Source organism: Bradyrhizobium sp. th-b2 (assembly GCF_000426785.1).
GTDB lineage: Bacteria > Pseudomonadota > Alphaproteobacteria > Rhizobiales > Xanthobacteraceae > Bradyrhizobium > Bradyrhizobium septentrionale.
On sequence record NZ_AUGA01000015.1, the window covers coordinates 69,526 to 91,902 of the forward strand.

At 64.7% G+C, this 22,377-nt stretch carries 20 protein-coding genes; 17 read left to right on the forward strand and 3 right to left on the reverse strand.

The window, feature by feature from the left end:
• Nucleotides 1-58: 58 nt before the first annotated feature.
• Both K359_RS0119110 and K359_RS52390 read right to left on the reverse strand, forming a co-directional pair.
• Nucleotides 59-340 carry a DUF3551 domain-containing protein gene (locus tag K359_RS0119110; protein ID WP_029080791.1) on the reverse strand — a complete coding sequence of 94 codons (282 nt, stop codon included), beginning with the start codon at nucleotides 338-340 and terminating at the stop codon, nucleotides 59-61.
• Between the two features lie 121 nt (nucleotides 341-461).
• Nucleotides 462-758 (reverse strand): DUF3551 domain-containing protein, encoded by a 297-nt coding sequence (locus tag K359_RS52390; RefSeq protein ID WP_063618943.1) that lies wholly within the window; start codon nucleotides 756-758, stop codon nucleotides 462-464.
• A gap of 305 nt (nucleotides 759-1,063) precedes the next feature.
• Between K359_RS52390 and K359_RS0119120 the strand changes: the two genes are divergently transcribed.
• From K359_RS0119120 to fabZ, 14 genes are all read left to right on the forward strand, one after another.
• Nucleotides 1,064-1,798 (forward strand): outer membrane protein, encoded by a 735-nt coding sequence (locus tag K359_RS0119120; protein ID WP_029080793.1) that lies wholly within the window; start codon nucleotides 1,064-1,066, stop codon nucleotides 1,796-1,798.
• A 940-nt stretch (nucleotides 1,799-2,738) separates the two neighbouring features.
• Nucleotides 2,739-6,263, forward strand: coding sequence for a DNA polymerase III subunit alpha (gene dnaE, locus K359_RS0119135; protein ID WP_029080794.1), 3,525 nt, complete (start codon nucleotides 2,739-2,741; stop codon nucleotides 6,261-6,263).
• 110 nt (nucleotides 6,264-6,373) lie between these two features.
• The gene (locus K359_RS0119140; protein ID WP_051346210.1) at nucleotides 6,374-6,901 is read left to right on the forward strand and encodes a DUF2846 domain-containing protein; all 528 of its coding nucleotides are present in this window, start codon (nucleotides 6,374-6,376) and stop codon (nucleotides 6,899-6,901) included.
• Nucleotides 6,902-7,153: 252 nt separating this feature from the next.
• Nucleotides 7,154-8,146: a 30S ribosomal protein S2 gene (locus K359_RS0119145; RefSeq protein ID WP_035976768.1), complete on the forward strand. Its 993-nt coding sequence runs from the start codon at nucleotides 7,154-7,156 to the stop codon at nucleotides 8,144-8,146.
• 127 nt (nucleotides 8,147-8,273) lie between these two features.
• Entirely contained in the window at nucleotides 8,274-9,197 is a 924-nt protein-coding gene (tsf, locus tag K359_RS0119150; protein WP_029080797.1) for a translation elongation factor Ts, read from the forward strand.
• 68 nt (nucleotides 9,198-9,265) lie between these two features.
• Nucleotides 9,266-9,982, forward strand: coding sequence for a UMP kinase (gene pyrH / locus K359_RS0119155; protein ID WP_029080798.1), 717 nt, complete (start codon nucleotides 9,266-9,268; stop codon nucleotides 9,980-9,982).
• 53 nt (nucleotides 9,983-10,035) lie between these two features.
• Entirely contained in the window at nucleotides 10,036-10,599 is a 564-nt protein-coding gene (gene frr / locus K359_RS0119160) for a ribosome recycling factor (protein WP_029080799.1), read from the forward strand.
• Nucleotides 10,600-10,620: 21 nt separating this feature from the next.
• Nucleotides 10,621-11,379 (forward strand): isoprenyl transferase, encoded by a 759-nt coding sequence (locus K359_RS0119165; RefSeq protein WP_029080800.1) that lies wholly within the window; start codon nucleotides 10,621-10,623, stop codon nucleotides 11,377-11,379.
• The gene (locus tag K359_RS0119170) at nucleotides 11,376-12,245 is read left to right on the forward strand and encodes a phosphatidate cytidylyltransferase (protein WP_029080801.1); all 870 of its coding nucleotides are present in this window, start codon (nucleotides 11,376-11,378) and stop codon (nucleotides 12,243-12,245) included. Before K359_RS0119165 ends, K359_RS0119170 begins: the two co-directional genes overlap by 4 nt.
• Nucleotides 12,246-12,249: 4 nt before the next feature.
• The gene (gene dxr / locus K359_RS0119175; protein ID WP_029080802.1) at nucleotides 12,250-13,476 is read left to right on the forward strand and encodes a 1-deoxy-D-xylulose-5-phosphate reductoisomerase; all 1,227 of its coding nucleotides are present in this window, start codon (nucleotides 12,250-12,252) and stop codon (nucleotides 13,474-13,476) included.
• A 43-nt stretch (nucleotides 13,477-13,519) separates the two neighbouring features.
• A complete protein-coding gene (rseP, locus tag K359_RS0119180; protein WP_029080803.1) occupies nucleotides 13,520-14,671 on the forward strand; it encodes an RIP metalloprotease RseP in 1,152 nt (383 codons plus the stop codon).
• Between the two features lie 175 nt (nucleotides 14,672-14,846).
• Nucleotides 14,847-17,390 (forward strand): outer membrane protein assembly factor BamA, encoded by a 2,544-nt coding sequence (gene bamA, locus K359_RS0119185; protein WP_029080804.1) that lies wholly within the window; start codon nucleotides 14,847-14,849, stop codon nucleotides 17,388-17,390.
• 32 nt (nucleotides 17,391-17,422) lie between these two features.
• Nucleotides 17,423-18,484 carry a UDP-3-O-(3-hydroxymyristoyl)glucosamine N-acyltransferase gene (lpxD, locus tag K359_RS0119190; RefSeq protein ID WP_029080805.1) on the forward strand — a complete coding sequence of 354 codons (1,062 nt, stop codon included), beginning with the start codon at nucleotides 17,423-17,425 and terminating at the stop codon, nucleotides 18,482-18,484.
• Nucleotides 18,484-18,942, forward strand: a complete 459-nt coding sequence (gene fabZ / locus K359_RS0119195) for a 3-hydroxyacyl-ACP dehydratase FabZ (RefSeq protein ID WP_029080806.1) — start codon at nucleotides 18,484-18,486, stop codon at nucleotides 18,940-18,942. Before lpxD ends, fabZ begins: the two co-directional genes overlap by 1 nt.
• A gap of 8 nt (nucleotides 18,943-18,950) precedes the next feature.
• On the opposite strand, the gene K359_RS0119200 is transcribed toward fabZ, so the two are convergent.
• Nucleotides 18,951-19,274 (reverse strand): KTSC domain-containing protein, encoded by a 324-nt coding sequence (locus K359_RS0119200; protein ID WP_029080807.1) that lies wholly within the window; start codon nucleotides 19,272-19,274, stop codon nucleotides 18,951-18,953.
• A gap of 137 nt (nucleotides 19,275-19,411) precedes the next feature.
• On the opposite strand from K359_RS0119200, the gene lpxA reads away from it, so the two are divergent.
• Genes lpxA through lpxB form a run of 3 tightly spaced genes read left to right on the forward strand, consistent with a single transcriptional unit; the run spans nucleotide 19,412 to nucleotide 22,261 of the window.
• Nucleotides 19,412-20,206 carry an acyl-ACP--UDP-N-acetylglucosamine O-acyltransferase gene (gene lpxA / locus K359_RS0119205; protein ID WP_029080808.1) on the forward strand — a complete coding sequence of 265 codons (795 nt, stop codon included), beginning with the start codon at nucleotides 19,412-19,414 and terminating at the stop codon, nucleotides 20,204-20,206.
• A gap of 19 nt (nucleotides 20,207-20,225) precedes the next feature.
• Nucleotides 20,226-21,083 (forward strand): LpxI family protein, encoded by an 858-nt coding sequence (locus K359_RS0119210; protein WP_035976786.1) that lies wholly within the window; start codon nucleotides 20,226-20,228, stop codon nucleotides 21,081-21,083.
• Nucleotides 21,083-22,261 carry a lipid-A-disaccharide synthase gene (lpxB, locus tag K359_RS0119215; RefSeq protein WP_029080810.1) on the forward strand — a complete coding sequence of 393 codons (1,179 nt, stop codon included), beginning with the start codon at nucleotides 21,083-21,085 and terminating at the stop codon, nucleotides 22,259-22,261. The genes K359_RS0119210 and lpxB overlap by 1 nt, the downstream gene beginning before the upstream one ends.
• The last annotated feature ends 116 nt before the right edge of the window (nucleotides 22,262-22,377 follow it).

Below are 22,377 nucleotides of genomic sequence, written 5' to 3' on the forward strand. Positions count from 1 at the left end.
GCGTGAAAACAAGAGGCTGGAGCCTTCGCTTCAAGCGCTGCGCAAAAGGCTTCAGACCTCAATAGACCGGGCGGGGCCGTCTGCCAGGCTCCATCGGCCGACGGTCGATCGGCGGCCCGGCATAATAGGGGTTGTCGATGCACATCGCCGCCAGGCCGGACGCCGAGGCCTGGCACTGCGCCATCGAGGTGTAGCCGCAGTCGGTGTCCTCACCGCCCCATCGGTAGTTGCGTTTGCAGACCGGCGAGGTCGAATCGTACTTCTGCGCGTTGGCCGGCGCGATCGCGACTGCCTCCAAGGCCAACAGTATGGCCAACGGTGCCAGAATCAGCCTGCGCATCGAGAGATCTCCTGTCGGTAAGGCGCCGGCGACGCTCGTGCTGGAGCGTGCGCGTGAAGGGGCATCTGCCCGGGCGTGCATCAATTAACGTTCCCGCACCCGTGCCTTGCCGGATCGGCCGTCAGTGGAAGAACAGGTTGAAGAAATTGCCGTCGTCGCGCCGCTCCCGCGGCGACACGTTCAGATAGGAGCGCGGGTCGTTGTCGCCGGCATAGTAGGGGTTGGCGATGCAGTTCTGTCCGATGCCCGAGGCGGTGGCCAGGCACGCCTGATAGGACGGGTAGGAACAGTTGCTCAGACCGGGATAGCGATCGCCCTGAATGCAGAACGGGTAGCGCACGCCGACGGCATGCGCGGGTAAAGTCCCCAGGGTCGCGAGCGCGGCCACAGATGCCGCAGCAAGAATCATCGTCCGCATGTGCATTCCTTTGCTGCGAAGATTCGATCTCGGCGACGATCCAAATCGAACAAGCCGGTTCCGGTCAACACCGTCTTGCGAGGGCTTACGCTGGGAATTCTGCACGCAGGTTTGAATTGTGAAGATTATGCGGCAGGTATGTGGCAAAAGTTCCAAGAAGTGCTTGTAATACAGTATTAACTTCAAATTTGAGCGAAGTCGTTTGGGCCTCCCTGTTGCAGCGAAGTTACAGCAATTCTGTTCGAGGCTGCTATGACGGTGTCTCGCGGCCTTGGGGGCCCTGTAGAAAAGTTGGAACGGGAAAAATGAAGAAGATTTTGCTTGTCACCGCCAGCCTGCTCGCGCTCAGCGCGACCGCTGCTTCCGCGGCTGACCTCGCGGCTCGCCCTTACACCAAGGCTCCGCCGCCCATGGTTGCCGCTGTTTATGATTGGACCGGCTTCTACATTGGTATCAACGGCGGTTGGGCCCAGGCCCACGACAACCGTTCGGTGACCGGTCTCGGCACCGTCGGCAGCTTCGACGCCAACGGCGGCACCGTCGGCGGCCAGGTCGGCTACCGCTGGCAGACCGGCGGCTGGGTGTTCGGTCTGGAAGCTCAGGGCAACTGGGCTGACGTCTCGGGCAGCACCGGCAACCTCGTCGTCCCGGGCGGCGTCGTTCGCTCGAAGATGGATGCGTTCGGCCTGTTCACCGGTCAGATCGGTTACGCCTGGAACAACGTCCTGCTGTACGCCAAGGGCGGTGCTGCGGTCACCGATCGCAACTACCAGTTCCTGGCTCCCGGCGGCGCGCTGGCGTCCGAAACTGGCTACGACACCCGTTGGAGCCCGACGGTCGGTGTTGGCCTCGAGTTCGCCTTCGCCCAGGGCTGGTCGCTCGGCGTCGAGTACAACCACATCTTCGAAGACACGCACGATGCGACGTTCGTCGTTCCTGGTGGCATCGGTGTGACCGGCTTCCGCACCGGTGGCGACACCGACATGGTGCTCGGCCGTCTGAACTACAAGTTCGGTGGCCCGATGGTCGCGCGTTACTGATTGTTCGCTTAATCCAAGCGACCTCGAAAACCCCGGGCCTTGGCCCGGGGTTTTTTGTTTGGCGATGAGCCATCGGCGATGAAGGGCAGGGCGGGGGTTTCGCACTAGCCACCAACACCGCATATTCGGATGCGTGACGGAACGACGGCTGATCTCCGAACTGACCTGCCCATCCTGCGGCCCGTCCCGTGCCCGCCAATGCAAGCCGGGAATTGTTGCGGGTAAGCCGCGACTCTCCCGCCGTTCACAATGATCCGGTGGGTGAACTCGTTGAGCCTTCTGTGGCGTTGAGGGTCGTGTTGGCGCGGGCTAGGTTGCCGTTACTGTGCGTACAACGCGATGCCGATGATCACGAGCGGGCTTAGCCCGAGTAGTACGATGCACACGCTTTCAAGTATGCCATTGCCCATGACACAGCCCCTGCGTTCAGAAGCCTACGCCCGATGGAACTCGGTAAGCCAGTGCAGTTTGTGCCTTAGCAACGGCGCGAAATAGAAATCGCCATCGCTCACCGCCCACCAATTAACCAAGGAGAATCTTTCGGGGGCAGATCTCGAACTGACCCATGACCGTCGCTTGACTCTTAGAACAAAAAAGGAACAATGTTCTGCATACGTTCCAGTTCAGGGAGAGCGGCCATGTTGAAGATTTTCGTGCAGGAAGCTGCAGCGCTGGCATCGATCACGCTGTTCGTCGGGATGATCGCGGTGTGGGCTCAGCTGATCACCCAGTTCTGAAAATGTGCTCGTGGGGACAGGGGCATAGAAGGCGACTTGGCCGGCTCCTGGGGAAAAGCGGGAAGACCGGCCGCCATGCCGCCTTCGGCGTGGACTTGGCAGGATCCATCGCCCACGATGGGGTTGCGAGTCGGTCTGAAGCTCATCGAGTTCCGGCTTTGGCGCTCGCTCCATTCCTGACTTAAGAGATCCCGTAAGCAGCCATGCCGAATGCCGGATTCGTCCACCTTCACGTTCATTCCGCCTATTCGCTGCTAAAGGGCTCGATCAAGATCGCCAAGCTGGGCGAGCTTGCGAAGGGCGACCGCCAGCCGGCGCTGGCGCTCACCGATACCGACAACATGTTCGGGGCGCTGGAATTCTCCGACAAGATGGCCGGCTACGGCATCCAGCCGATCGTCGGCTGCGAGCTTGCGGTGGACTTTGGCGACGTCGATCCCAATGCGCGCAGCATCCTGGCGACGGCGCCGACGCGGATCGTGCTGCTGGCGGCGCGCGAGCGCGGCTATCGCAGCCTGATGCGGCTGAACTCGCGGGCGTTCCTGGAGACGCCGGTCAACCAGACCCCGCACATCAAGATCGATTGGCTCACCGACGACGCCGAGGATCTGATCGCGCTGACCGGCGGCCCGGACGGGCCGATCGCGCTGGCGCTGCGTGCCGAACAGGCGGCACTGGCGGCGACCCGTTGCGAGCGCCTGGCTGGTCTGTTCGGCGATCGCCTCTACATCGAATTGCAGCGCCACGGCATCGATAAGGAGCGCCGCACCGAGGGCGGCCTGATCGATCTCGCCTACAGCAAGGGCCTGCCGCTGGTTGCGACCAACGAGCCGTATTTCGCCAGCACTGACGATTACGAATCGCATGACGCGCTGCTGTGCATCGCCGGCGGCCATCTGATCGCCGAGACCAATCGCGAGCAACTGACGCCGGATCACCGTTTCAAGACCCGTGCGGAAATGGCGGTGCTGTTTGCCGATATTCCGGAGGCGCTGGCCTCGACGGTCGAGATCGCCGAGCGCTGCTCGTTCCGGCCGAAGACCCGCAAGCCGATCCTGCCGTTCTTTACCGTCGGTGCCGCGGCGAGCTCGGACGCCGCCGCCGACGAGGCCGCCGAGCTGAAGCGCCAGGCCGAGGAGGGGCTTGCCAATCGTCTGCGGGTGCACGGTCTGTCGCCGGGCATGACCGACGAGGACTACAGCAAGCGCCTCGCCTTCGAGCTCGACGTCATCACCCGCATGAAATATGCGGGCTACTTCCTGATCGTCTCGGACTTCATCAAATGGGCGAAGGCGCAGGGGATCCCGGTCGGACCGGGCCGCGGCTCCGGCGCAGGCTCGCTGGTCGCCTGGGTGCTCACCATCACCGACCTCGATCCGATGCGGTTTGCGCTGCTGTTCGAGCGCTTCCTCAATCCCGAGCGCGTCTCGATGCCGGACTTCGACATCGACTTCTGCCAGGACCGCCGCGGCGAGGTGATCCAGTACGTGCAGGACCGCTACGGCCGCGACCAGGTGGCGCAGATCATCACCTTCGGTACGCTGCAGGCGCGCGGCGTGCTGCGTGACGTCGGGCGCGTGCTGCAGATGCCGTACGGGCAGGTCGACAAGCTGACCAAGCTGGTGCCGCAGAATCCCGCCGCACCCGTGACGCTGGCGCAGGCGATCGAAGGCGAACCCAAGCTGCAGGCGTTCCGCGACGAAGATCCGGTGGTGGCGCGCGCCTTCGACATCGCGCAGCGCCTCGAGGGGCTGACCCGCCACGCCTCGACCCACGCCGCCGGTATCGTGATCGGCGACCGGCCGCTGAGCGAGCTGGTGCCGATGTACCGCGATCCGAAATCGGACATGCCGGTCACCCAGTTCAACATGAAATGGGTCGAGCCGGCGGGCCTCGTGAAGTTCGACTTCCTCGGCCTCAAGACCCTGACGGTGCTCGATGTCGCGGTCAAGCTGCTCAAGCAGCGCGACGTTCACGTCGACCTCGCGACGCTGCCGATCGACGACGCGCCGAGCTATCAGATGCTGGCCCGGGGCGATGTCGTCGGCGTGTTCCAGGTGGAAAGCCAGGGCATGCGGCGCGCGCTGATCGACATGCGGCCGGACCGCTTCGAGGACATCATCGCGCTGGTGGCGTTATACCGTCCCGGTCCGATGGCGAACATCCCGACCTATTGCGCGCGCAAGCATGGCGACGAGGAGTCGGAATATCTGCATCCGATCCTGGAGCCGATCCTGAAGGAGACCTTCGGCGTCATCATCTATCAGGAACAGGTGATGCAGATCGCGCAGCAGATGGCCGGCTACTCGCTCGGCCAGGCCGACCTGCTGCGCCGCGCGATGGGCAAGAAGATCCGCGCCGAGATGGACAAGCAGCGCGACGTCTTCGTCGCCGGCGCGATGAAGAACGGGGTGGGGAAGGGCCAGGCCGAGACGATCTTCGAGCTGCTCGCCAAGTTCGCCGATTACGGCTTCAACAAGAGCCACGCGGCGGCCTATGCGCTGGTGTCGTACCACACCGCCTACATGAAGGCGCATTACCCGGTTGAGTTTCTGGCGGCGTCGATGACGCTCGAACTCAACAACACCGACAAGCTCTCCGAATTCCGTTCCGAGGCGCAGCGGCTCGGCATCAAGGTCGAGGCGCCCAACATCAATCGCTCCGGCCCGACCTTCGAGGTCAGCGGCAACACGATCTACTACGCGCTCGCGGCGCTGAAGGGCGTCGGCATCCAGGCGGTCGAGCAGATCATCGAGGAGCGCAACAAGAAGGGCGCCTTCACCTCGCTCGCCGAATTCGCCGCGCGGGTCAGCCCGCGCGCCGTCAACAAGCGGATCATCGAGAGCCTCGCGGCGGCGGGCGCCTTCGACACGCTCGAGGCGAACCGCGCGCGCGTCTTCGCCGGTGCGGACGCGATCCTCGCCGCCTGCCAGCGCAGCCACGAGGCGGCAACCTCGGGCCAGAACGACATGTTCGGCAGCGCTCCGGATGCGCCGAGCATCATCCTGCCGCAGGTCGAGCCGTGGCTGCCCGCGGACCGGCTGCGACGCGAATATGACGCGATCGGCTTCTTCCTGTCGGGCCATCCGCTCGACGATTACGCGACCGCGCTGAAGCGGCTGCGCGTGCAATCCTGGGCGGAGTTCTCGCGCGCAGTGAAGACCGGTGCCACCGCCGGCAAGGTCGCGGCAACCGTGGTCTCGCGCATGGAGCGGCGCACCAAGACCGGCAACAAGATGGGCATCATGGGCTTGTCGGACCCGACCGGCCATTTCGAGGCGGTGCTGTTCTCCGAGGGGCTTGCGCAGTATCGCGACGTGCTCGAGCCGGGGGCGGCCGTGCTGCTGCAGCTCGGCGCCGAGCTGCAGGGTGAGGACGTGCGGGCGAGGGTGCTGCACGCCGAGCCGCTGGATCACGCCGCGGCCAAGACGCAAAAGGGCCTGCGCATCTTCGTGCGCGACACCAAGCCGCTGGATTCGATCGCCCGCCGGCTCAACATGCCGGACGCTGCGCCTGTCCCGGGTGGCGGCGCGAAGGTCCCGGCGGCAAAGCCCGCGTCGGCAGCAGCGCCGACGGCAGGCGCGGCCGATGGCGACGTCTCGCTGGTGATGATGCTCGACCTCGAAACCGAGGTCGAGATGAAGCTGCCCGGCCGCTACAAGGTCTCCCCGCAGATCGCCGGCGCGATCAAGGCGGTGACGGGCGTGGTCGACGTGCAGACGCTGTAGGCAAAAGTCCCGGCGATGCTGCGGAATGCACTTGACTACGGCGTAAGCGCTATTGCAACCACGCCGTGTTTCTCACTATGGTTACGCCCGTTGGAAATTCCGGGGGCGGGATGTTCGGACGTTACGCGGCCTTGCTGGCTGGTGTGTTGATGGTGTCGGGCTGCGTCAGCGATGGTGTCGGCGCCGACTATGCGGCGATCTCGCAGAAGTTCGGGCCGCCGAAACCGGGACATTCCCGCATCGTCGTGCTCCAGGAGAAGCGCAAGGGACTGAGCATGGCGCTTTGCGCCTGCGACGTGAAGCTCGATGGCGCGCCGATCGGCAAGGTCATCGTCGGAACCTATGCGTTCGCCGATCGCCCCGCCGGCCGGCATCAACTGGTCGCGAGCGAGCTGATGTTTCCCGGCGATACCGCGCACAACTTCGCGACCGAGCCGGGCCGCACCTACTTCTTTCTGGTGAGATCGAGTGAGCGGCATGACGCCGTCATGGGTGTGACGATGGTGGGAGGTTTGGTCGGTGCAGTCGTCGCATCGGCCGCGACTGCGACCGCCGGCAACCCCGGGCCGGCGGAATTCGTTGCACTGGACGAGGCGACCGCGCGCACGACGCTGGCGGACCTGCAATTGGCACAGTAGGGACGCACCTTGCAGGGGGCCTCGACCGGCCAGACCGGGTCAGTTTGGGCCAGAACGGCCCTGTTTCGGGGTTCAGAGGGTCGATCCGGCCGGCCTAACCGGCCGTATTTCCTTGCTTATGGCGCAAATCGCGCTATATACCGCGCCATCTCACACGGAAACATGGCTCTCAAAGGCCGTCCGGTGGCAACCGGGCCAGTCAGGCTCGTTTGCTCACACGTTTCCGGAGGAACCAACCGGAGAATTAGAACTATGTCGCTGCCCGAATTCAATATGCGTCAGCTTTTGGAAGCTGGCGTTCACTTTGGTCACCAATCCCACCGCTGGAACCCGAAGATGCAGGATTACATCTTCGGCGCCCGCAACAACATCCACATCATCGACCTCGCGCAGACTGTGCCGATGCTGCACCGTGCCCTGCAGGCGGTCAGCGATACCGTCGCCAAGGGCGGCCGCATCCTGTTCGTCGGCACCAAGCGCTCGGCGCAGGACGGCGTTGCCGACGCTGCCAAGCGCTCGGCGCAGTACTTCGTCAATTCGCGCTGGCTCGGCGGCACGCTGACCAACTGGAAGACGATCTCGGCCTCGATCAAGCGGCTGCGTCATCTCGACGACGTGCTCGGGTCCGGCGAAGCCAACTCCTACACCAAGAAGGAGCGGCTGACGCTGCAACGCGAGCGCGACAAGCTCGACCGCTCGCTCGGCGGCATCAAGGACATGGGCGGTCTTCCCGACATGATCTTCGTGATCGACACCAACAAGGAAGACATCGCGATCCAGGAAGCGCAGCGGCTCAACATCCCGGTGGCTGCGATCGTCGACACCAATTCGGACCCGAAGGGCATCACCTATGTGGTGCCGGGCAATGACGACGCCGGCCGCGCGATCTCGCTGTACTGCGACTTGGTGGCGCGCGCCGCCATCGACGGCATCTCGCGCGCTCAGGGCGATTCCGGGATCGACATCGGTGCGTCCGCGACCCCCGTGCAGGAAGAGCTCCCGGCGGCTGCACCGTCCGGCTTCCAGGGCCTTGCCGGTCCGCGCGGCACCGCCGACAACCTCAAGAAGCTCACCGGCGTGTCCGGTACGATCGAGAAGAAGCTCAACGACCTCGGCATCTTCCACTACTGGCAGCTCGCCGAGCTTGACCACGACACCGCGCACAAGATCGGCGAAGAAGTCGGTCTGCCGAGCCGTGCCGACGCCTGGGTCGCCCAGGCCAAGACGCTCGCCGAAGCGGAATAAGCGTTACGCGGCGTGGCCGGAACTCACCCGGCCGCCGCTTCTATTCCACGAACAACGATTTCCCTGTCGCTGACGGCGGCGCCATCGGGCGCCGCAGTTCCTGTACAGGCAAGAAGGACATTGAACGATGGCAACGATCACAGCAGCGATGGTCAAGGATCTCCGCGAATCGACCGGCGCGGGCATGATGGATTGCAAGGCGGCGCTGACCGAGAACGACGGCGACATGCAGGCCGCGCAGGATTGGCTGCGCAAGAAGGGCCTCTCCAAGGCGGCCAAGAAGGCCGGCCGCGTGGCGGCCGAGGGCCTGATCGGCGCGCTGACCTCCGGCACCAAGGGCGTGCTGGTCGAGGTCAACTCCGAGACCGACTTCGTCGCGCGCAACGAGCAGTTCCAGGGCCTGGTCAAGATGATCGCCCAGGTCGCGCTGCATAACGCCGCCGATGTCGAGACGATCAAGGCGGCCAAGGTCGGCGACGTCACCGTCGAGACCGCGATCTCCGACGCCATCGCGACCATCGGCGAGAACATGACGCTGCGCCGCGCCGCTTCGCTCGAGGTGAGCAAGGGCGTGGTGTCGAGCTATGTCCACAACGCCGTCGTCGAGGGCGCCGGCAAGATCGGCGTGATTGTGGCGCTCGAGTCGGTCGGCAAGACCGACGAGCTCGCTGTGCTCGGCCGCCAACTCGCCATGCACGTCGCCGCGGCGAAGCCGCTGGCGCTCGATCCGGCCGGGCTCGATCCCGAGACCGTCAAGCGCGAGAAGGACGTGCTCGCCGACAAGTACCGTCAGCAGGGCAAGCCGGAGAACGTCATCGAGAAGATCGTCGATTCCGGCCTGAAGACCTACTACAAGGAGGTCTGCCTTCTCGATCAGGCCTTCATCCACGACAGCGGCAAGTCGGTTGCCCAGGCGGTGAAGGAAGCTGAGGGTAAGGTCGGCGGGCCGATCAAAATCGCTGGATTTGTGAACTATGCTCTCGGTGAGGGAATCGAGAAGCAGGAAAGCGACTTCGCCGCCGAAGTCGCGGCCGCCAGCGGCAAGAAGTAACCGCTGACACCAGGCGTCCGGCGCACGCGCCGGAAGCCTACCTGCGCGGATAGGAAAGCGATCGCATCATGGCTGAGCCGATCTATCGTCGCGTGGTGATCAAGCTGTCCGGCGAGTACCTGGCCGGCTCCCACGGCTTCGGGATCGATCAACCGACGGTCGACCGCGTCGCCGACGACCTGATCGCGGCCCGCAAGCTCGGCATCGAGGTCGCGGTCGTGATCGGCGGCGGCAACATCGTCCGCGGCGTCGAAGTCTCCTCACGCGGCGTGTCGCGGCCGACCGGCGACACCATGGGCATGCTTGCGACCATGATGAACTGCCTCGCGCTGGAGGCGGCGATCGAGCGCAAGGGGAGCCCGGCGCGGACCTTGTCGGCATTCGTGATGCCGGAGATTTCCGAGCTGTTCACCCGTAGTGCAACGCACAAATACCTCGCCGAGGGACGCATCGTCCTGCTCGGCGGCGGAACCGGTAACCCGTTCTTCACCACCGACACCACGGCCGTGCTGCGCGCGGCCGAGATCGGTGCGCAGGCGGTGTTGAAGGCCACCAATGTCGACGGCGTCTACAGCGCCGATCCGAAGAAGGACCCCAAAGCCAAGCGCTTCGACCGCCTGACCCATTCGCAGGCGATTGAGGGCGGCTACAAGGTCATGGACGCGACCGCTTTCGCACTTGCCCGCGAGACGTCGCTGCCTATCATCGTGTTCTCGATCGCGGAGCCCGGTTCGATCGGTGCGATTCTGCGCGGTACCGGACACGGCACGGTCGTCGCCGGCTGATTGCCGCGCCTCCGGGCGTCGACAGCCGGTTTCTAAGTGAAAGGGAGAAGGTCATGGCCGCAGCTGGTTTTGACATCAACGACGTGAAGCGCCGCATGCAGGGCGCCACGCAATCGCTCAAGCACGAGCTCGGCGGTCTGCGCACCGGCCGCGCCGCGGCCTCCATGCTGGAGCCGGTCCACGTCGAGGCTTACGGCTCGCATATGCCGCTCAACCAGGTTGCGACCATCAGCGTGCCGGAGCCGCGCCTGCTCTCGGTGCAGGTCTGGGACAAGACGATGGTGAAGGCGGTCGAGAAGGCGATCGTCGATTCCAACCTCGGACTGTCGCCGGCGACCGAAGGACAGGTGTTGCGCCTGCGGATTCCCGAACTCAACGAAGAGCGCCGCAAGGAGCTCGTCAAGGTCGCGCACAAATACGCGGAGGCAGCGAAGGTCGCCGTGCGCCATGTGCGCCGCGACGGCCTCGACGTCATCAAGAAGCTCGAGAAGAATCACGAGATCTCCGAGGACGATCAGGAGCGCCTGTCGAACGAGGTGCAGAAGGCGACCGACGGCATGATCGCCGAGGTCGATCAGCTGCTTGCCGCCAAGGAAAAGGAAATCCTGACGGTCTGAAGGCGCCACGGAAACCAGCCGATGTCGAACGCCGCCGCCCCAGCAACTGACGGACCGGATCGCTCCGGTGCTCCGTTGCATGTGGCGATCATTATGGACGGCAACGGGCGTTGGGCCGCTTCGCGCGGCCTGCCGCGCGTCGAGGGCCATCGCCGCGGCGTCGAGGCGCTGCGCCGCGTGGTGCGTGCGGCCGATGAACTCGGCATCGTCTATCTCACGATCTTCTCCTTCAGCTCCGAAAACTGGTCGCGGCCGGCGAGCGAGATCGGCGATCTGTTCGGCCTGTTGCGCCGCTTCATCCGCAACGATCTGGCGACGCTGCATCGTGACGGGGTGCGGGTGCGCGTGATCGGCGAGCGGGACGGGCTCGATCCCGACATCTGCGCGCTGCTCAACGAGGCTGAGGAGCTGACCCGGAACAACGACAAGCTCAACCTCGTGGTCGCCTTCAACTACGGTTCGCGGGCGGAGATCACTGCCGCCGCGCGGCGCCTTGCGCGCGAGGTCGCCGAAGGCAAGCGCGACGCCAATTCCATCGATGCCGACACGCTCGGCCAATATCTCGACGCGCCCGACATTCCGGATCCCGATCTGATCATCCGCACCAGCGGCGAGCAGCGTCTGTCGAACTTCCTGATGTGGCAGGCCGCCTACAGCGAATTGGTGTTCGTGCCGATTCACTGGCCGGATTTCGACAAGGCCGCGCTCGAAGGCGCGATTGCCGAATATGGCAAGCGCGAGCGCAGGTTCGGCGGCCTCGCTGCGAAAACCGGCTCGTGACCGAGGGCGAAGCCGCACCGGCGGCAGCAAGCGAGCAGCCAGCGGCAGCAAGCGAGCAGGGGTCGCGCAATCTCGTGATGCGCGTGGTCGCAGCGCTCGTGCTGGCGCCGATTGCGATCGCGCTGGCTTATATGGGTGGCGTCGCCTGGTCGCTTCTGGTGACGCTGGCGGCGGTCGGATTGTTTGCCGAATGGCTAACGGTTACCGGACTTGGACGCGAGCTCCGCGTCGTGGTGCCTGGCGTGGTCGCGCTGCTGCTCGCCGGACTTGGCCTGATGGCGGGCCGGATCGATGTGGCCCTGATCGTGCTCGCCGTCGGCGCCGTGGTTGTCGCCCTGACGTCGGGCGCGCGGCGCAACTGGGCCGTTGCGGGATTGCTCTATGCGGCGGGGGCCGAGGTCGCATCGGTGCTGCTGCGCCTGGATGCGGCGAAGGGCTTTGCCGCCTTGATGTTCGTATTGCTGATCGTGTGGGTCACCGATATCGGCGGCTATTTCGCGGGCCGCAGCATCGGCGGACCGAAGCTCTGGGTGCGGATCAGTCCGAAGAAGACCTGGGCCGGCGCCGTCGGCGGCTTCGTCGCGAGCCTGCTCGTTGCCGCAGGCTTTGCCGCCTTCGAGATCGGCACGACCGGGCCGCTGCTGTTGCTCGGCGCGGTGTTGTCGGTGGTTTCGCAACTCGGCGATCTCTTCGAATCCGCGGTGAAGCGGCGGTTCGGCGTGAAGGATTCGAGCCACATCATTCCCGGCCATGGCGGCCTCCTGGACCGCCTGGACGGATTCGTCGCGGCCGTCATTGTGGCGGCGATTTTCGGCTTTCTCCGTGGTGGCGCCGATGGCGTCGGGCGCGGTCTTATGGTTTGGTGATGAGATGAGCGCAGTTCCGTTGCGTAACAACAAGGCCGCGGCGGCAACCGCCGCGCGGACCGTGACCGTCCTCGGTGCCACCGGCTCGATCGGCGACAGCACCATGGATCTGCTGCGGGGCGCGCGCGACCGTTACCGGGTCGAGGCGCTGACCGCGAACAGCAATGTCGAGGGACTGGCGAAGCTCGCCAGGGAGTTCGGTGCGCGGTTCGCAGCCATTGCCGATCCCAAAAGGCTTTCCGAACTGAAGGACGCGCTCGCCGGAACCCGGATCGAATGCGGGGCCGGGGAGAGCGCTGTCATCGAAGCGGCCGCGCGGCCGGCCGATTGGGTGATGGCGGCGGTCAGCGGCGCGGCCGGACTGAAGCCGGCGCTTGCCGCGGTCGATCGTGGCGCCACCGTCGCGCTCGCCAACAAGGAGTGCCTGGTCTGTGCCGGCGACATCTTCATGGAGCGGGCCAAGAAGGCCGGCGCCTGCATCCTGCCGGCGGACTCCGAGCATAATGCGCTGTTCCAGGCGCTGGCTTCAGGCAATCGCGAGGAACTGACGCGGGTGATCATCACTGCGTCCGGCGGGCCGTTCCGCACCTGGGCCCCCGCCGAGATCGAGCAGGCGACGCTGGAACAGGCGCTGAAGCATCCCAACTGGAGCATGGGGCAGAAGATCACGATCGATTCCGCCTCGATGATGAACAAGGGCCTCGAGGTGATCGAGGCGTCCTATCTGTTCGCGCTGGCGCCCGACGAGATCGACGTGCTGGTGCATCCGCAGTCGATCATCCACGGCATGGTCGAGTTCTCGGACCGCTCGGTGGTGGCCCAGCTCGGCACGCCCGACATGCGGATCCCGATCGCGCACTGCCTCGGCTGGCCGGACCGCGTCGTCGGCCCGTCGGCCAAGCTCGATCTCGCCAAGATCGGCCAGCTCACCTTCGAGGCGCCGGATTTCCAGCGCTTCCCCGGGCTGCGGCTGGCCTATGAGGCGCTGCGCAGCGGGCACGGAGCGACCACGGTGTACAATGCCGCGAACGAGATCGCGGTTGCTGCGTTCATCGCCGGCAAGATCAAATTCGGTGCGATTGCCCGGCTGGTCGAGGCGACAATGAACGATTGGATCAGGTCGGGGAATCAGCCACCACTGCACTCGGCGGATGATGCGATTTCCGTTGACCATATCGCGCGAAATAAAGCTGCCGCCCTATTGCCTCAAATTGCCTTAAAGGCAACCTAGAGGGTTGGGGACGGAGCCTTTGGCTCTTGTCGAGGGAAATCGAATGCCAGAGTTTTTTCTTCATTATTTCAATGCGTTGAGCCACGGGCTCATTGGCTACATCGTTCCCTTCTTATTCGTCCTCACGATCGTTGTTTTCTTTCACGAGCTCGGCCACTTCCTGGTTGCGCGCTGGGCTGGCGTGAAGGTGCTGACCTTCTCGCTGGGGTTCGGGCCGGAGCTTGCCGGCTTCAATGACCGGCATGGCACGCGCTGGAAGCTCTCGGCGATTCCGCTCGGCGGTTACGTCAAGTTCTTCGGCGACGACAGCGAGGCGTCGACGCCGTCGACGGAGACGCTCGCCTCCATGACGCCTGAGGAGCGCCAGGGCAGCTTCCACCACAAGTCGGTCGGAAAGCGCACCGCCATCGTCGTCGCCGGTCCGGTGGCGAATTTCATTCTCGGCGCCCTGATCTTTGCGGGTATGGCGCTCTATTACGGCAAGCCGAGCACGATCGCCCGGGTCGATGGTCTGGTCGCCGAAAGCGTTGCCGCGAACTCAGGATTCAAGGTCGGCGATATCGTCGTGGACATCGACGGCAGCGCTATTCAGAGCTTCGCCGACATGCAGCGGATCGTAGCTTCGAATGCCGGTTCATCTCTTGGGTTCAAAGTGAAGCGGGATGGCCAGATTGTCTCGCTGACCGCCACGCCGGCGCTCAAGGAGGTCAAGGACCCCTTCGGCAATGCCCACCGAATCGGCGTGCTCGGAATCGAGCACAAGGCTCAGACTGGCGAAGCAACCAGCGCCTCGGTCGGCGTTCTGGAAGCCCTGAAAATCGGTGTCGAGCAGGTTTGGTACATCATTGCGAGCACCTTCAAGTTCCTCGGGTCGCTGTTCGTGGGAACCGGCAATCCGGGCGAGGTGAGTGGGGTCATCGGAATCGCAAAGCTGTCCGGTCAGGCCGCGAGCGCAGGTTTCCAGTTCGTTGTGAACCTTTGTGCCATCCTGTCGGTCTCGATTGGCCTCTTGAACCTGTTCCCGATCCCGCTTCTCGATGGCGGCCACCTGCTGTTCTACGGCGCGGAGGCGCTCCGTGGACGCCCGCTGTCGGAGCGGACGCAGGAGGTGGGTTTCCGAATCGGACTGGGTTTGGTCCTGATGCTGATGGTGTTTGCGACGTATAACGACATCCTCAGGATCGCCGGGTCCTAAAGCGGGCTTTTCTGTGGCGTTGCCAATGAGCAACGTGTTGGTACGAAAATGGAAATGTTCGGCTGTAGTAAGTTTGCCCCCTTGGCAAATTTGGTTACAAGCTGGGCGGTAGATTGGGAATCTGTCGGGGCGTTGGGGAACGATCCGGCATCGCTAAGATAAGGGCGCGCAGCGCATGATGTTTGGAATGCGAGTGAGGGGGGGGCTGTTCGCCGCCTTGGTCATGTTCGCCGTGCCGGTGGCTGCCACCTTGGCGGCCGTAGCTGTTTCTGCGCCTGCGTATGCGCAGACCGTCGATTCGATCACGGTGGAGGGGAATCGCCGCGTCGAACTCGAAACCATCCGCTCCTATTTCCATCCCGGACCGGGCGGTCGGCTGGGCCAGGCCCAGATCGACGACGGCCTGAAGGCGCTGATCGAGACCGGTCTGTTCCAGGACGTCCACATCGACCAGCGAGGCGGGCGCCTTGTCGTCGTCGTGGTCGAGAACCCGGTGATCGGCCGTGTCGCCTTCGAGGGCAACAAAAAGGTCAAGGACGAGCAGCTCACTGCCGAAGTCCAGTCCAAGCCGCGCGGCACCTTCTCGCGCCCGATGGTCCAGTCCGACGCCCTGCGCATCGCCGAAATCTACCGTCGCTCCGGCCGTTACGACGTGCGGGTCAATCCGCAGATCATCGAGCAGCCGAACAACCGCGTCGACCTCATCTTCGAGGTCAATGAAGGCGTGAAGACCGGTGTGCGGTCGATCGAGTTCATCGGCAACAACGCCTATTCGGCGTCCCGCCTGCGCGACGTCATCAAGACCCGCGAATCGAACCTCCTGAGCTTCCTCGGCGGCAACGACGTCTACGACCCCGACCGGGTCGAGGCCGACCGCGACCTGATTCGCCGCTTCTACCTCAAGAACGGCTATGCCGACGTCCAGGTCGTCGCCGCGCTGACCGAATACGATCCCGACAAGAAGGGCTTCCTGGTTACCTTCAAGATCGAGGAAGGCCAGCAATATCGCGTCGCTGCCGTCAACTACACCTCGTCGATCTCAACGCTCGACCCGAACGCGCTGCGTACCTACTCGCGCGTCAATGTCGGCTCGCTCTACAACGCCGAGGCGCTGGAGAAGTCGGTCGAGGAAATGCAGATCGAGGCGTCGCGCCGCGGTTACGCCTTCGCGGTCGTGCGGCCGCGCGGTGATCGCAATTTCGACAATCACACGGTGTCGATCACCTTCGCGATCGACGAAGGACCGCGCACCTATATCGAGCGTATCAATGTCCGCGGTAACAGCCGCACCCGCGACTACGTGATCCGCCGCGAGTTCGATATTTCCGAGGGTGACGCCTACAACCGCGCGCTGGTCGACCGTGCCGAGCGCCGGCTGAAGAACCTCGACTTCTTCAAGACGGTGAAGATCACCACCGAGCCAGGCTCCTCCAGCGATCGCGTCATCCTGATCGTCGATCTCGAAGAGAAGTCGACCGGCGACTTCTCGGTGTCGGGCGGTTACTCGACCACCGACGGCGCGCTGGCCGAAGTCAGCGTCTCCGAGCGCAACCTGCTCGGCCGCGGCCTGTTCGCGAAGGCGTCGGTGACCTACGGCCAGTATGCGCGCGGCTACTCGTTGTCGTTCGTCGAGCCCTATCTGCTCGACTACCGCGTCGCGCTCGGTCTCGACTTCTATCAGCGCCAGCAACTGTCCAACAGCTACATCGCGTACGGCACCAAGACGCTGGGCTTCAGCCCGCGGCTCGGCTTCAGCCTGCGGGAAGATCTCTCGTTGCAGCTGCGCTACTCGATCTACCAGCAGGAAATCACGCTGCCGTCGACGCTCGACAATTGTAACAACGTGCCATTTCTCGCTGACGGCGTGACGCCCAATCCCGCGTTCAATCCGAGCCCGGCCTATGCGAACCTGAACGGGATCAGCCTGGTGTCGACTAACGGGCTGGGCTGCTACTTCGACGGCGAAGCCTCGCTGCCGGTTCGCAAGGAGCTGGCGGGCGGCAAGACCCTGACCTCGGCGCTGGGCTACACGCTCAACTACAACACCCTCGACAACAACAAGAACCCGACTGACGGTCTGATCGTCGACTTCAAGCAGGACTTCGCCGGTGTCGGCGGCGACGTCAGCTACATCAAGAGCGCGATCGACGCGAAGTATTACACCCCTCTGGTCTCTGATATCGTCGGCCTGATCCACGCCCAGGGCGGCATCTTGAACCAGCTCGGCAGCACCGAACTTCGCATGCTCGATCACTTCCAGATGGGACCGAACCTGGTCCGCGGCTTCGCGCCGAACGGCATCGGTCCGCGTGACATCAATCCCTACGGTACCCAGGACGCGATCGGCGGCACCAAGTATTGGGGCGTGTCGGCGGAACTGCAGATGCCGTTCTGGTTCCTGCCGAAGGAAGTTGGGCTCAAGGGCGCGGTCTATGCCGACGCCGGCGGGCTGTACGACTACAAGGGCCCGACCTCGTGGACGGCAACCGGCGAAGTCAACGTGCCCGGCTGTATCAAGCCGACGAATAACCCGCCGACTCCGGGCACCTGCCTTGGCCTGTCGTTTGACGACAGCAAGGTTGTCCGTACCTCGGTCGGTGTCGGCCTGATCTGGCAGTCGCCGTTCGGTCCGCTGCGCTTCGACTACGCAGTGCCGCTGAGCAAGGGTGCGTATGACCGCGTGCAAGAATTCCGGTTTGGCGGCGGTACGACGTTCTAAGACCGATTGCCGACCGGACTGCGACGGATGGAATGGCGCAGCCGATCTTCTTCAAGAGTCCCCCTTCGTCAACGCTGGCTGAGATCGCCGCGCTGACGAAGGCGCATCTGGTCGACCCCGCGAGGGGCGCGCACAAGATCAGAGGGCTGGCCTCGCTCGACGAGGCCGGTCCGATGCATCTCGCCTTCTTCGACAATCTCAAATATGCCGACCAGCTTGCGGCGACCAAGGCCGGCGCGTGCCTGGTCAGCCCGCGCTTCGAGGCGCAGGTTCCCAAGGGCACGGCCGTGCTGCGGGCCAACAAGCCGTTCCAGGTCTTCGTCGAACTCGCCCGCGAATGGCACGCCGATGCGCTGCGGCCGCGATCCTGGTTCGATACCGAGGGCATCGCACCGTCGGCGATCATCGACCCCACCGCGCGTCTTGAGGACGGCGTCATCGTCGATCCCTTGGTCGTGATCGGCCCGCGGGTCGAGATCGGCGCGGGCACCATCATCGGCGCCGGCGCGGTGATCGGGGCCGACGTCAAGATCGGCCGGGACTGCAATGTCGGCGCCAAGACCACCATTCAGTTCGCGCTGATCGGCAACAACGTCCTGATCCATACCGGCTGCAATATCGGCCAGGACGGCTATGGCTTCATCTTCTTCGGGCCGGCGGGCCATGTGAAAGTGCCGCAGACCGGCCGCGTCGTGATCCAGAACAATGTCGAGGTCGGCGCCGCCTCGACCATCGACCGTGGTTCCCTGCGCGACACGGTGATCGGCGAGGGCACCAAAATCGACAATCAGGTCCAGATCGGCCACAATGTGACCATCGGCCGGCATTGCCTGCTCGCGGCCCAGATCGGGCTCGCAGGCAGCCTGACGATCGGCGACAACGTCGCGCTCGGCGCCAAGGTGGGAATCAATAACCACCTCAAGATCGGCGACGGTGCCCAGGTGACGGCGATGAGCGCGGTCAAGGACGACATCCCACCCAACGGCCGCTGGGGCGGGCATTTTGCCAAGCCGACCAAGCAGTGGTTCAGGGAAATCATCGCGGTGGAGCGGCTGGCGCGCGACAACGAAACGAAGGGCGAGGGGAAGGAGTGATGGAGGAGGCACCGGTCAAATTCGAGCTGGTGGATATCAACGATATCCTCAAGACGCTCCCGCACCGCTTTCCGATGTTGTTGATCGATCGGGTCGTCAAGATCCGCACCGACTACAGCGGCATCGGCATCAAGAACGTCACCTTCAACGAGCCGCCGTTTCAGGGGCATTTCCCGGACCGCCCGGTTTATCCCGGCGTGATGATGATCGAGGCGATGGCCCAGACCGCCGGCGTGATCGGCATCAAATCCGTCGAAGGCACCGAGAAGCCGCGCGCGGTGTATTTCCTCACCATCGACAAGTGCAAATTCCGCAAGCCGGTGATGCCCGGCGACACCATCGAGTACCACATGCGCTCGCTCGGCCGGCGCAAGACGATGTGGTGGTTTCACGGCGATGCCAAGGTCAACGGCCAGGTCGTCGCCGAAGCCGATGTCGGTGCGATGCTGACGGACTAACAATCACGTCAGGACGTTCGGCAGACATATCGGCCGTCTGCACCTGCGATCCGCAACACGCGATTGAGGAAGACGCCCATCGACGGCGCGTTCATCAGTGCGTCGAAGGTCTCAGTGGGCACGCCGCAATAGTGCTGGTAGCTGCCCCTGACCGCGACCAGCAGCGCGCGCTCGCCTGCGCTGTAACAGACCCGCTGGACGATCGTGCTGCGATTGATGTCGCGGCATTCGAAGCTCGAGAGGTCGACGGTCGTGCTGTTGCCGAGATCGACCGTCTCCGGGCCGATCGGCGCAGAGAGCAGGCTGAGGATCAGCGCGGCGGCCCGGACCATGAATCGGTTGCGACCTTCTCGTTTGCAACAGGTCGTCATCATACGTCACTGGACAGGGCAGGCAAAGTCGCGCTAACGACCGCCCAACTGACAGCATAGCGCTTTGGCGCCATTAACGAATTCCGGACCTGAACTGCATGAGCATGATCGACCCCACTGCGCGAATTGCGGATGGCGCTGTGATCGGGGCCGGCACCGAGATCGGTCCGTACTGCATCATCGGCCCCAATGTCGTGCTCGGCGAGAACTGCAAGCTGATCGCGCATGTCACGATCAGCGGGCATACCAGGATCGGCGCCGGCTGCGTCATCTCGCCGTTTGCCGCGCTCGGCGGACCGCCGCAGGATCTCAGCTATCGCGGCGAGCCGACCCGTCTCGAAGTCGGCGAAGCCTGCACGATCCGCGAGGGCGTGACGATGAATGTCGGCACGATCAAGGGCGGCGGGCTCACCCGCGTCGGCGATCGCGGCTTCTTCATGAACAACAGCCATGTCGGCCATGATTGCATAGTCGGCAATGGCGTGATCTTCGCGACGTCGGCGACGCTCGGTGGCCACTGCGAGATCGGCGACTTCGTCTATATCGGCGGCCTGTCGGCGGTGCACCAGTTCACCCGCGTCGGTTCGCAGGTGATGATCGGTGGCGTCTGCGGCGTGCGCGGCGACATCATCCCGTTCGGGCTCGCCAACGGCCAATACGCGGTGCTCGAAGGCCTCAACATCATCGGCATGCGGCGCCGCCAGTTCACCAAGTCGCGGCTGGCGGCGGTGCGCGCGTTCTATCAAAAGCTGTTCCACGGCCCCGGCATCTTTGCCGAGCGGCTGGCCTCGGTGCAGCCGCTGGCGGCAGAGGATCCCGCGATCGCTGAAATCCTCGCCTTCATCGAGGGCGGCAAGCTCCGGCCGCTCTGCCTTCCAGCCGACACTGATTGAGCATCGGATGGCCGCCAGCATGACGTCAGCGGCTCCCTCGCTTTCCTCGCCGGTCGGCGTCATCGCCGGCGGCGGCGCCATGCCGTTCGCGGTTGCGGATTCGCTTACCGCGCGCGGCATAACGCCGGTGCTCTTCGCGTTGCGCGGCGCTTGCGATCCCGCGCGCGCGCAGCGCTTTCGTCATCGCTGGATCTCGGTCGGCCAGCTCGGGCGGGCGACCCGGCTATTCCGCGATGAAGGTTGCCGCGACCTGATCTTCATCGGCACCCTGGTGCGTCCCGCGCTGTCGGAGATCCGGCTCGACTGGGGCACGCTGCGCCTGCTCGGCCATGTCGTGCGCGCGTTTCGCGGCGGCGACGATCATTTGCTGTCGAGTGTCGGCCGCATTCTCGAGCAGCAGGGATTCCGCATGGTCGGAATCAAGGATGTCGCACCCGATCTCCTGATGCCCGAGGGCGCCGTGACGCGCACGACGCCGGACAGCGCTGCGCTTGCCGACATCGCGCGCGGCCGCGGCGTGCTCGACGCACTCGGCCCGTTCGACATCGGCCAGGCGGCGGTGGTGATCGACGGGCACGTGGTTGCGGTCGAGGATATCGAAGGCACCGACGGGCTCTTGGCGCGGGTGGGGCGGCTGCGCGCCGAGGGCCGGATTCGCGCCAAGGCCGGCCGCGGCGTGCTGGTGAAGGCGCCGAAGAGCAGCCAGGACCTGCGCTTCGATCTGCCGACCATCGGTCCGCGGACGGTTGAGGGCGCGGCCGCGGCCGGCATCGCCGGCATCGCCGTGATCGCCGGCAACACGCTGGCCGCCGAACCGCAGGCCCTGATCGAGGCCGCCGACGCCAGGGGGCTCTTTGTCATCGGACTGGCGGGCTGATGCAGGCGCGCCCTCCCAGCACGCCCCGCAAGGTCTTCCTCATCGCGACCGAGGAATCCGGCGATCGGCTCGGCGCGGCGCTGATGAAGGTGCTGCGCCAGCGCCTCGGCGATGCCGTGAAATTCTCCGGCGTCGGCGGCCGGGCGATGACAAGCGAGGGCATCACGTCGCTGTTCCCGATCGAAGAGCTCTCGATCATGGGCTTTGCCGCCGTGGTGAAGCAATTGCCGAAGATTTTGCGATTGATCCGCCGCGCCGCCGATGCGGTGCTCGCTGATGCGCCCGACATGCTCGTCATCATCGACAGCCCGGACTTCACCCACCGCGTCGCCCGCCGTGTCCGCGCGCGCAATCCTGATATCCCGATCGTCGACTACGTCTCGCCGTCGGTGTGGGCGTGGCGGCCGGGCAGGGCGCGCGCGATGCGAAGCTATGTCGATCACGTGCTCGCGCTGCTGCCGTTCGAGCCTGAGGAATATCGCAAGCTTCAGGGACCACCGTGCAGCTATGTCGGCCATCCCCTGACCGAGCAATTCGCCTCGCTGCGGCCGAACGCGGAGGAGCAGAAGCGGCGCGACGCCGAGCCGCCGGTCCTGCTGGTGCTGCCGGGCAGCCGCCGCAGCGAGATCAGGCATCATCTGGCGCTGTTCGGCGCGGCGCTCGGTCAGCTCGGCAAACAAAGATCGTTCGAGCTCGTGCTCCCCACGATGCCGCATCTCGAGGCAATGGTGCGCGAAGGCATCGCGTCGTGGCCGGTCGTGCCGCGGCTCGCGGTCGGCGAGACCGAGAAGCGCGCCGCATTCCGCGTGGCGCGCGCCGCGCTCGCCAAGTCGGGCACCGTGACGCTCGAGCTCGCGCTGTCGGGCATTCCGATGGTGACGGCCTATCGCGTCGGCGCCGCCGAAGCGTTCATCCTGCGCCGTGCGATCCGGGTGTCGTCGGTGATCCTCGCCAATCTCGTGATCGGCAGCGAGATCATCCCGGAATTCCTGCAGGAGGACTGCACGCCGGAGAAGCTCGCGGAGGCGCTGGGCGAGGTGCTCGCGGACACGCCCGAGCGTCTGCGTCAGCTCGTGGCGTTCGCGACGATGGATGCGAAGATGTCGACCGGCGACCAGCCGCCGAGCGTCCGTGCGGCAGACATCGTGCTGGCGACGATGAACGGGCGGCCGGGCTAATCACCGACAACGAGCTTGCCTGCGGCGGCATCCCGCCACGGCGGTTCCGCTTGCATTGTAAAATTAGGGTGGACTAATATTAGCTAAAGCTAATATTATGCAACCAGGGAGCCGCC

Coding starts and splice junctions, on each gene's coding strand:
- K359_RS0119110 (WP_029080791.1), bottom strand. CDS start 340: ATGCGCAGGCTGATTCTGGCACCGTTGGCCATACTGTTGGCCTTGGAG.
- K359_RS52390 (WP_063618943.1), bottom strand. CDS start 758: ATGCGGACGATGATTCTTGCTGCGGCATCTGTGGCCGCGCTCGCGACC.
- K359_RS0119120 (WP_029080793.1), top strand. CDS start 1,064: ATGAAGAAGATTTTGCTTGTCACCGCCAGCCTGCTCGCGCTCAGCGCG.
- dnaE (WP_029080794.1), top strand. CDS start 2,739: ATGCCGAATGCCGGATTCGTCCACCTTCACGTTCATTCCGCCTATTCG.
- K359_RS0119140 (WP_051346210.1), top strand. CDS start 6,374: ATGTTCGGACGTTACGCGGCCTTGCTGGCTGGTGTGTTGATGGTGTCG.
- K359_RS0119145 (WP_035976768.1), top strand. CDS start 7,154: ATGTCGCTGCCCGAATTCAATATGCGTCAGCTTTTGGAAGCTGGCGTT.
- tsf (WP_029080797.1), top strand. CDS start 8,274: ATGGCAACGATCACAGCAGCGATGGTCAAGGATCTCCGCGAATCGACC.
- pyrH (WP_029080798.1), top strand. CDS start 9,266: ATGGCTGAGCCGATCTATCGTCGCGTGGTGATCAAGCTGTCCGGCGAG.
- frr (WP_029080799.1), top strand. CDS start 10,036: ATGGCCGCAGCTGGTTTTGACATCAACGACGTGAAGCGCCGCATGCAG.
- K359_RS0119165 (WP_029080800.1), top strand. CDS start 10,621: ATGTCGAACGCCGCCGCCCCAGCAACTGACGGACCGGATCGCTCCGGT.
- dxr (WP_029080802.1), top strand. CDS start 12,250: ATGAGCGCAGTTCCGTTGCGTAACAACAAGGCCGCGGCGGCAACCGCC.
- rseP (WP_029080803.1), top strand. CDS start 13,520: ATGCCAGAGTTTTTTCTTCATTATTTCAATGCGTTGAGCCACGGGCTC.
- bamA (WP_029080804.1), top strand. CDS start 14,847: ATGATGTTTGGAATGCGAGTGAGGGGGGGGCTGTTCGCCGCCTTGGTC.
- lpxD (WP_029080805.1), top strand. CDS start 17,423: ATGGCGCAGCCGATCTTCTTCAAGAGTCCCCCTTCGTCAACGCTGGCT.
- fabZ (WP_029080806.1), top strand. CDS start 18,484: ATGGAGGAGGCACCGGTCAAATTCGAGCTGGTGGATATCAACGATATC.
- K359_RS0119200 (WP_029080807.1), bottom strand. CDS start 19,274: ATGGTCCGGGCCGCCGCGCTGATCCTCAGCCTGCTCTCTGCGCCGATC.
- lpxA (WP_029080808.1), top strand. CDS start 19,412: ATGAGCATGATCGACCCCACTGCGCGAATTGCGGATGGCGCTGTGATC.
- K359_RS0119210 (WP_035976786.1), top strand. CDS start 20,226: ATGACGTCAGCGGCTCCCTCGCTTTCCTCGCCGGTCGGCGTCATCGCC.
- lpxB (WP_029080810.1), top strand. CDS start 21,083: ATGCAGGCGCGCCCTCCCAGCACGCCCCGCAAGGTCTTCCTCATCGCG.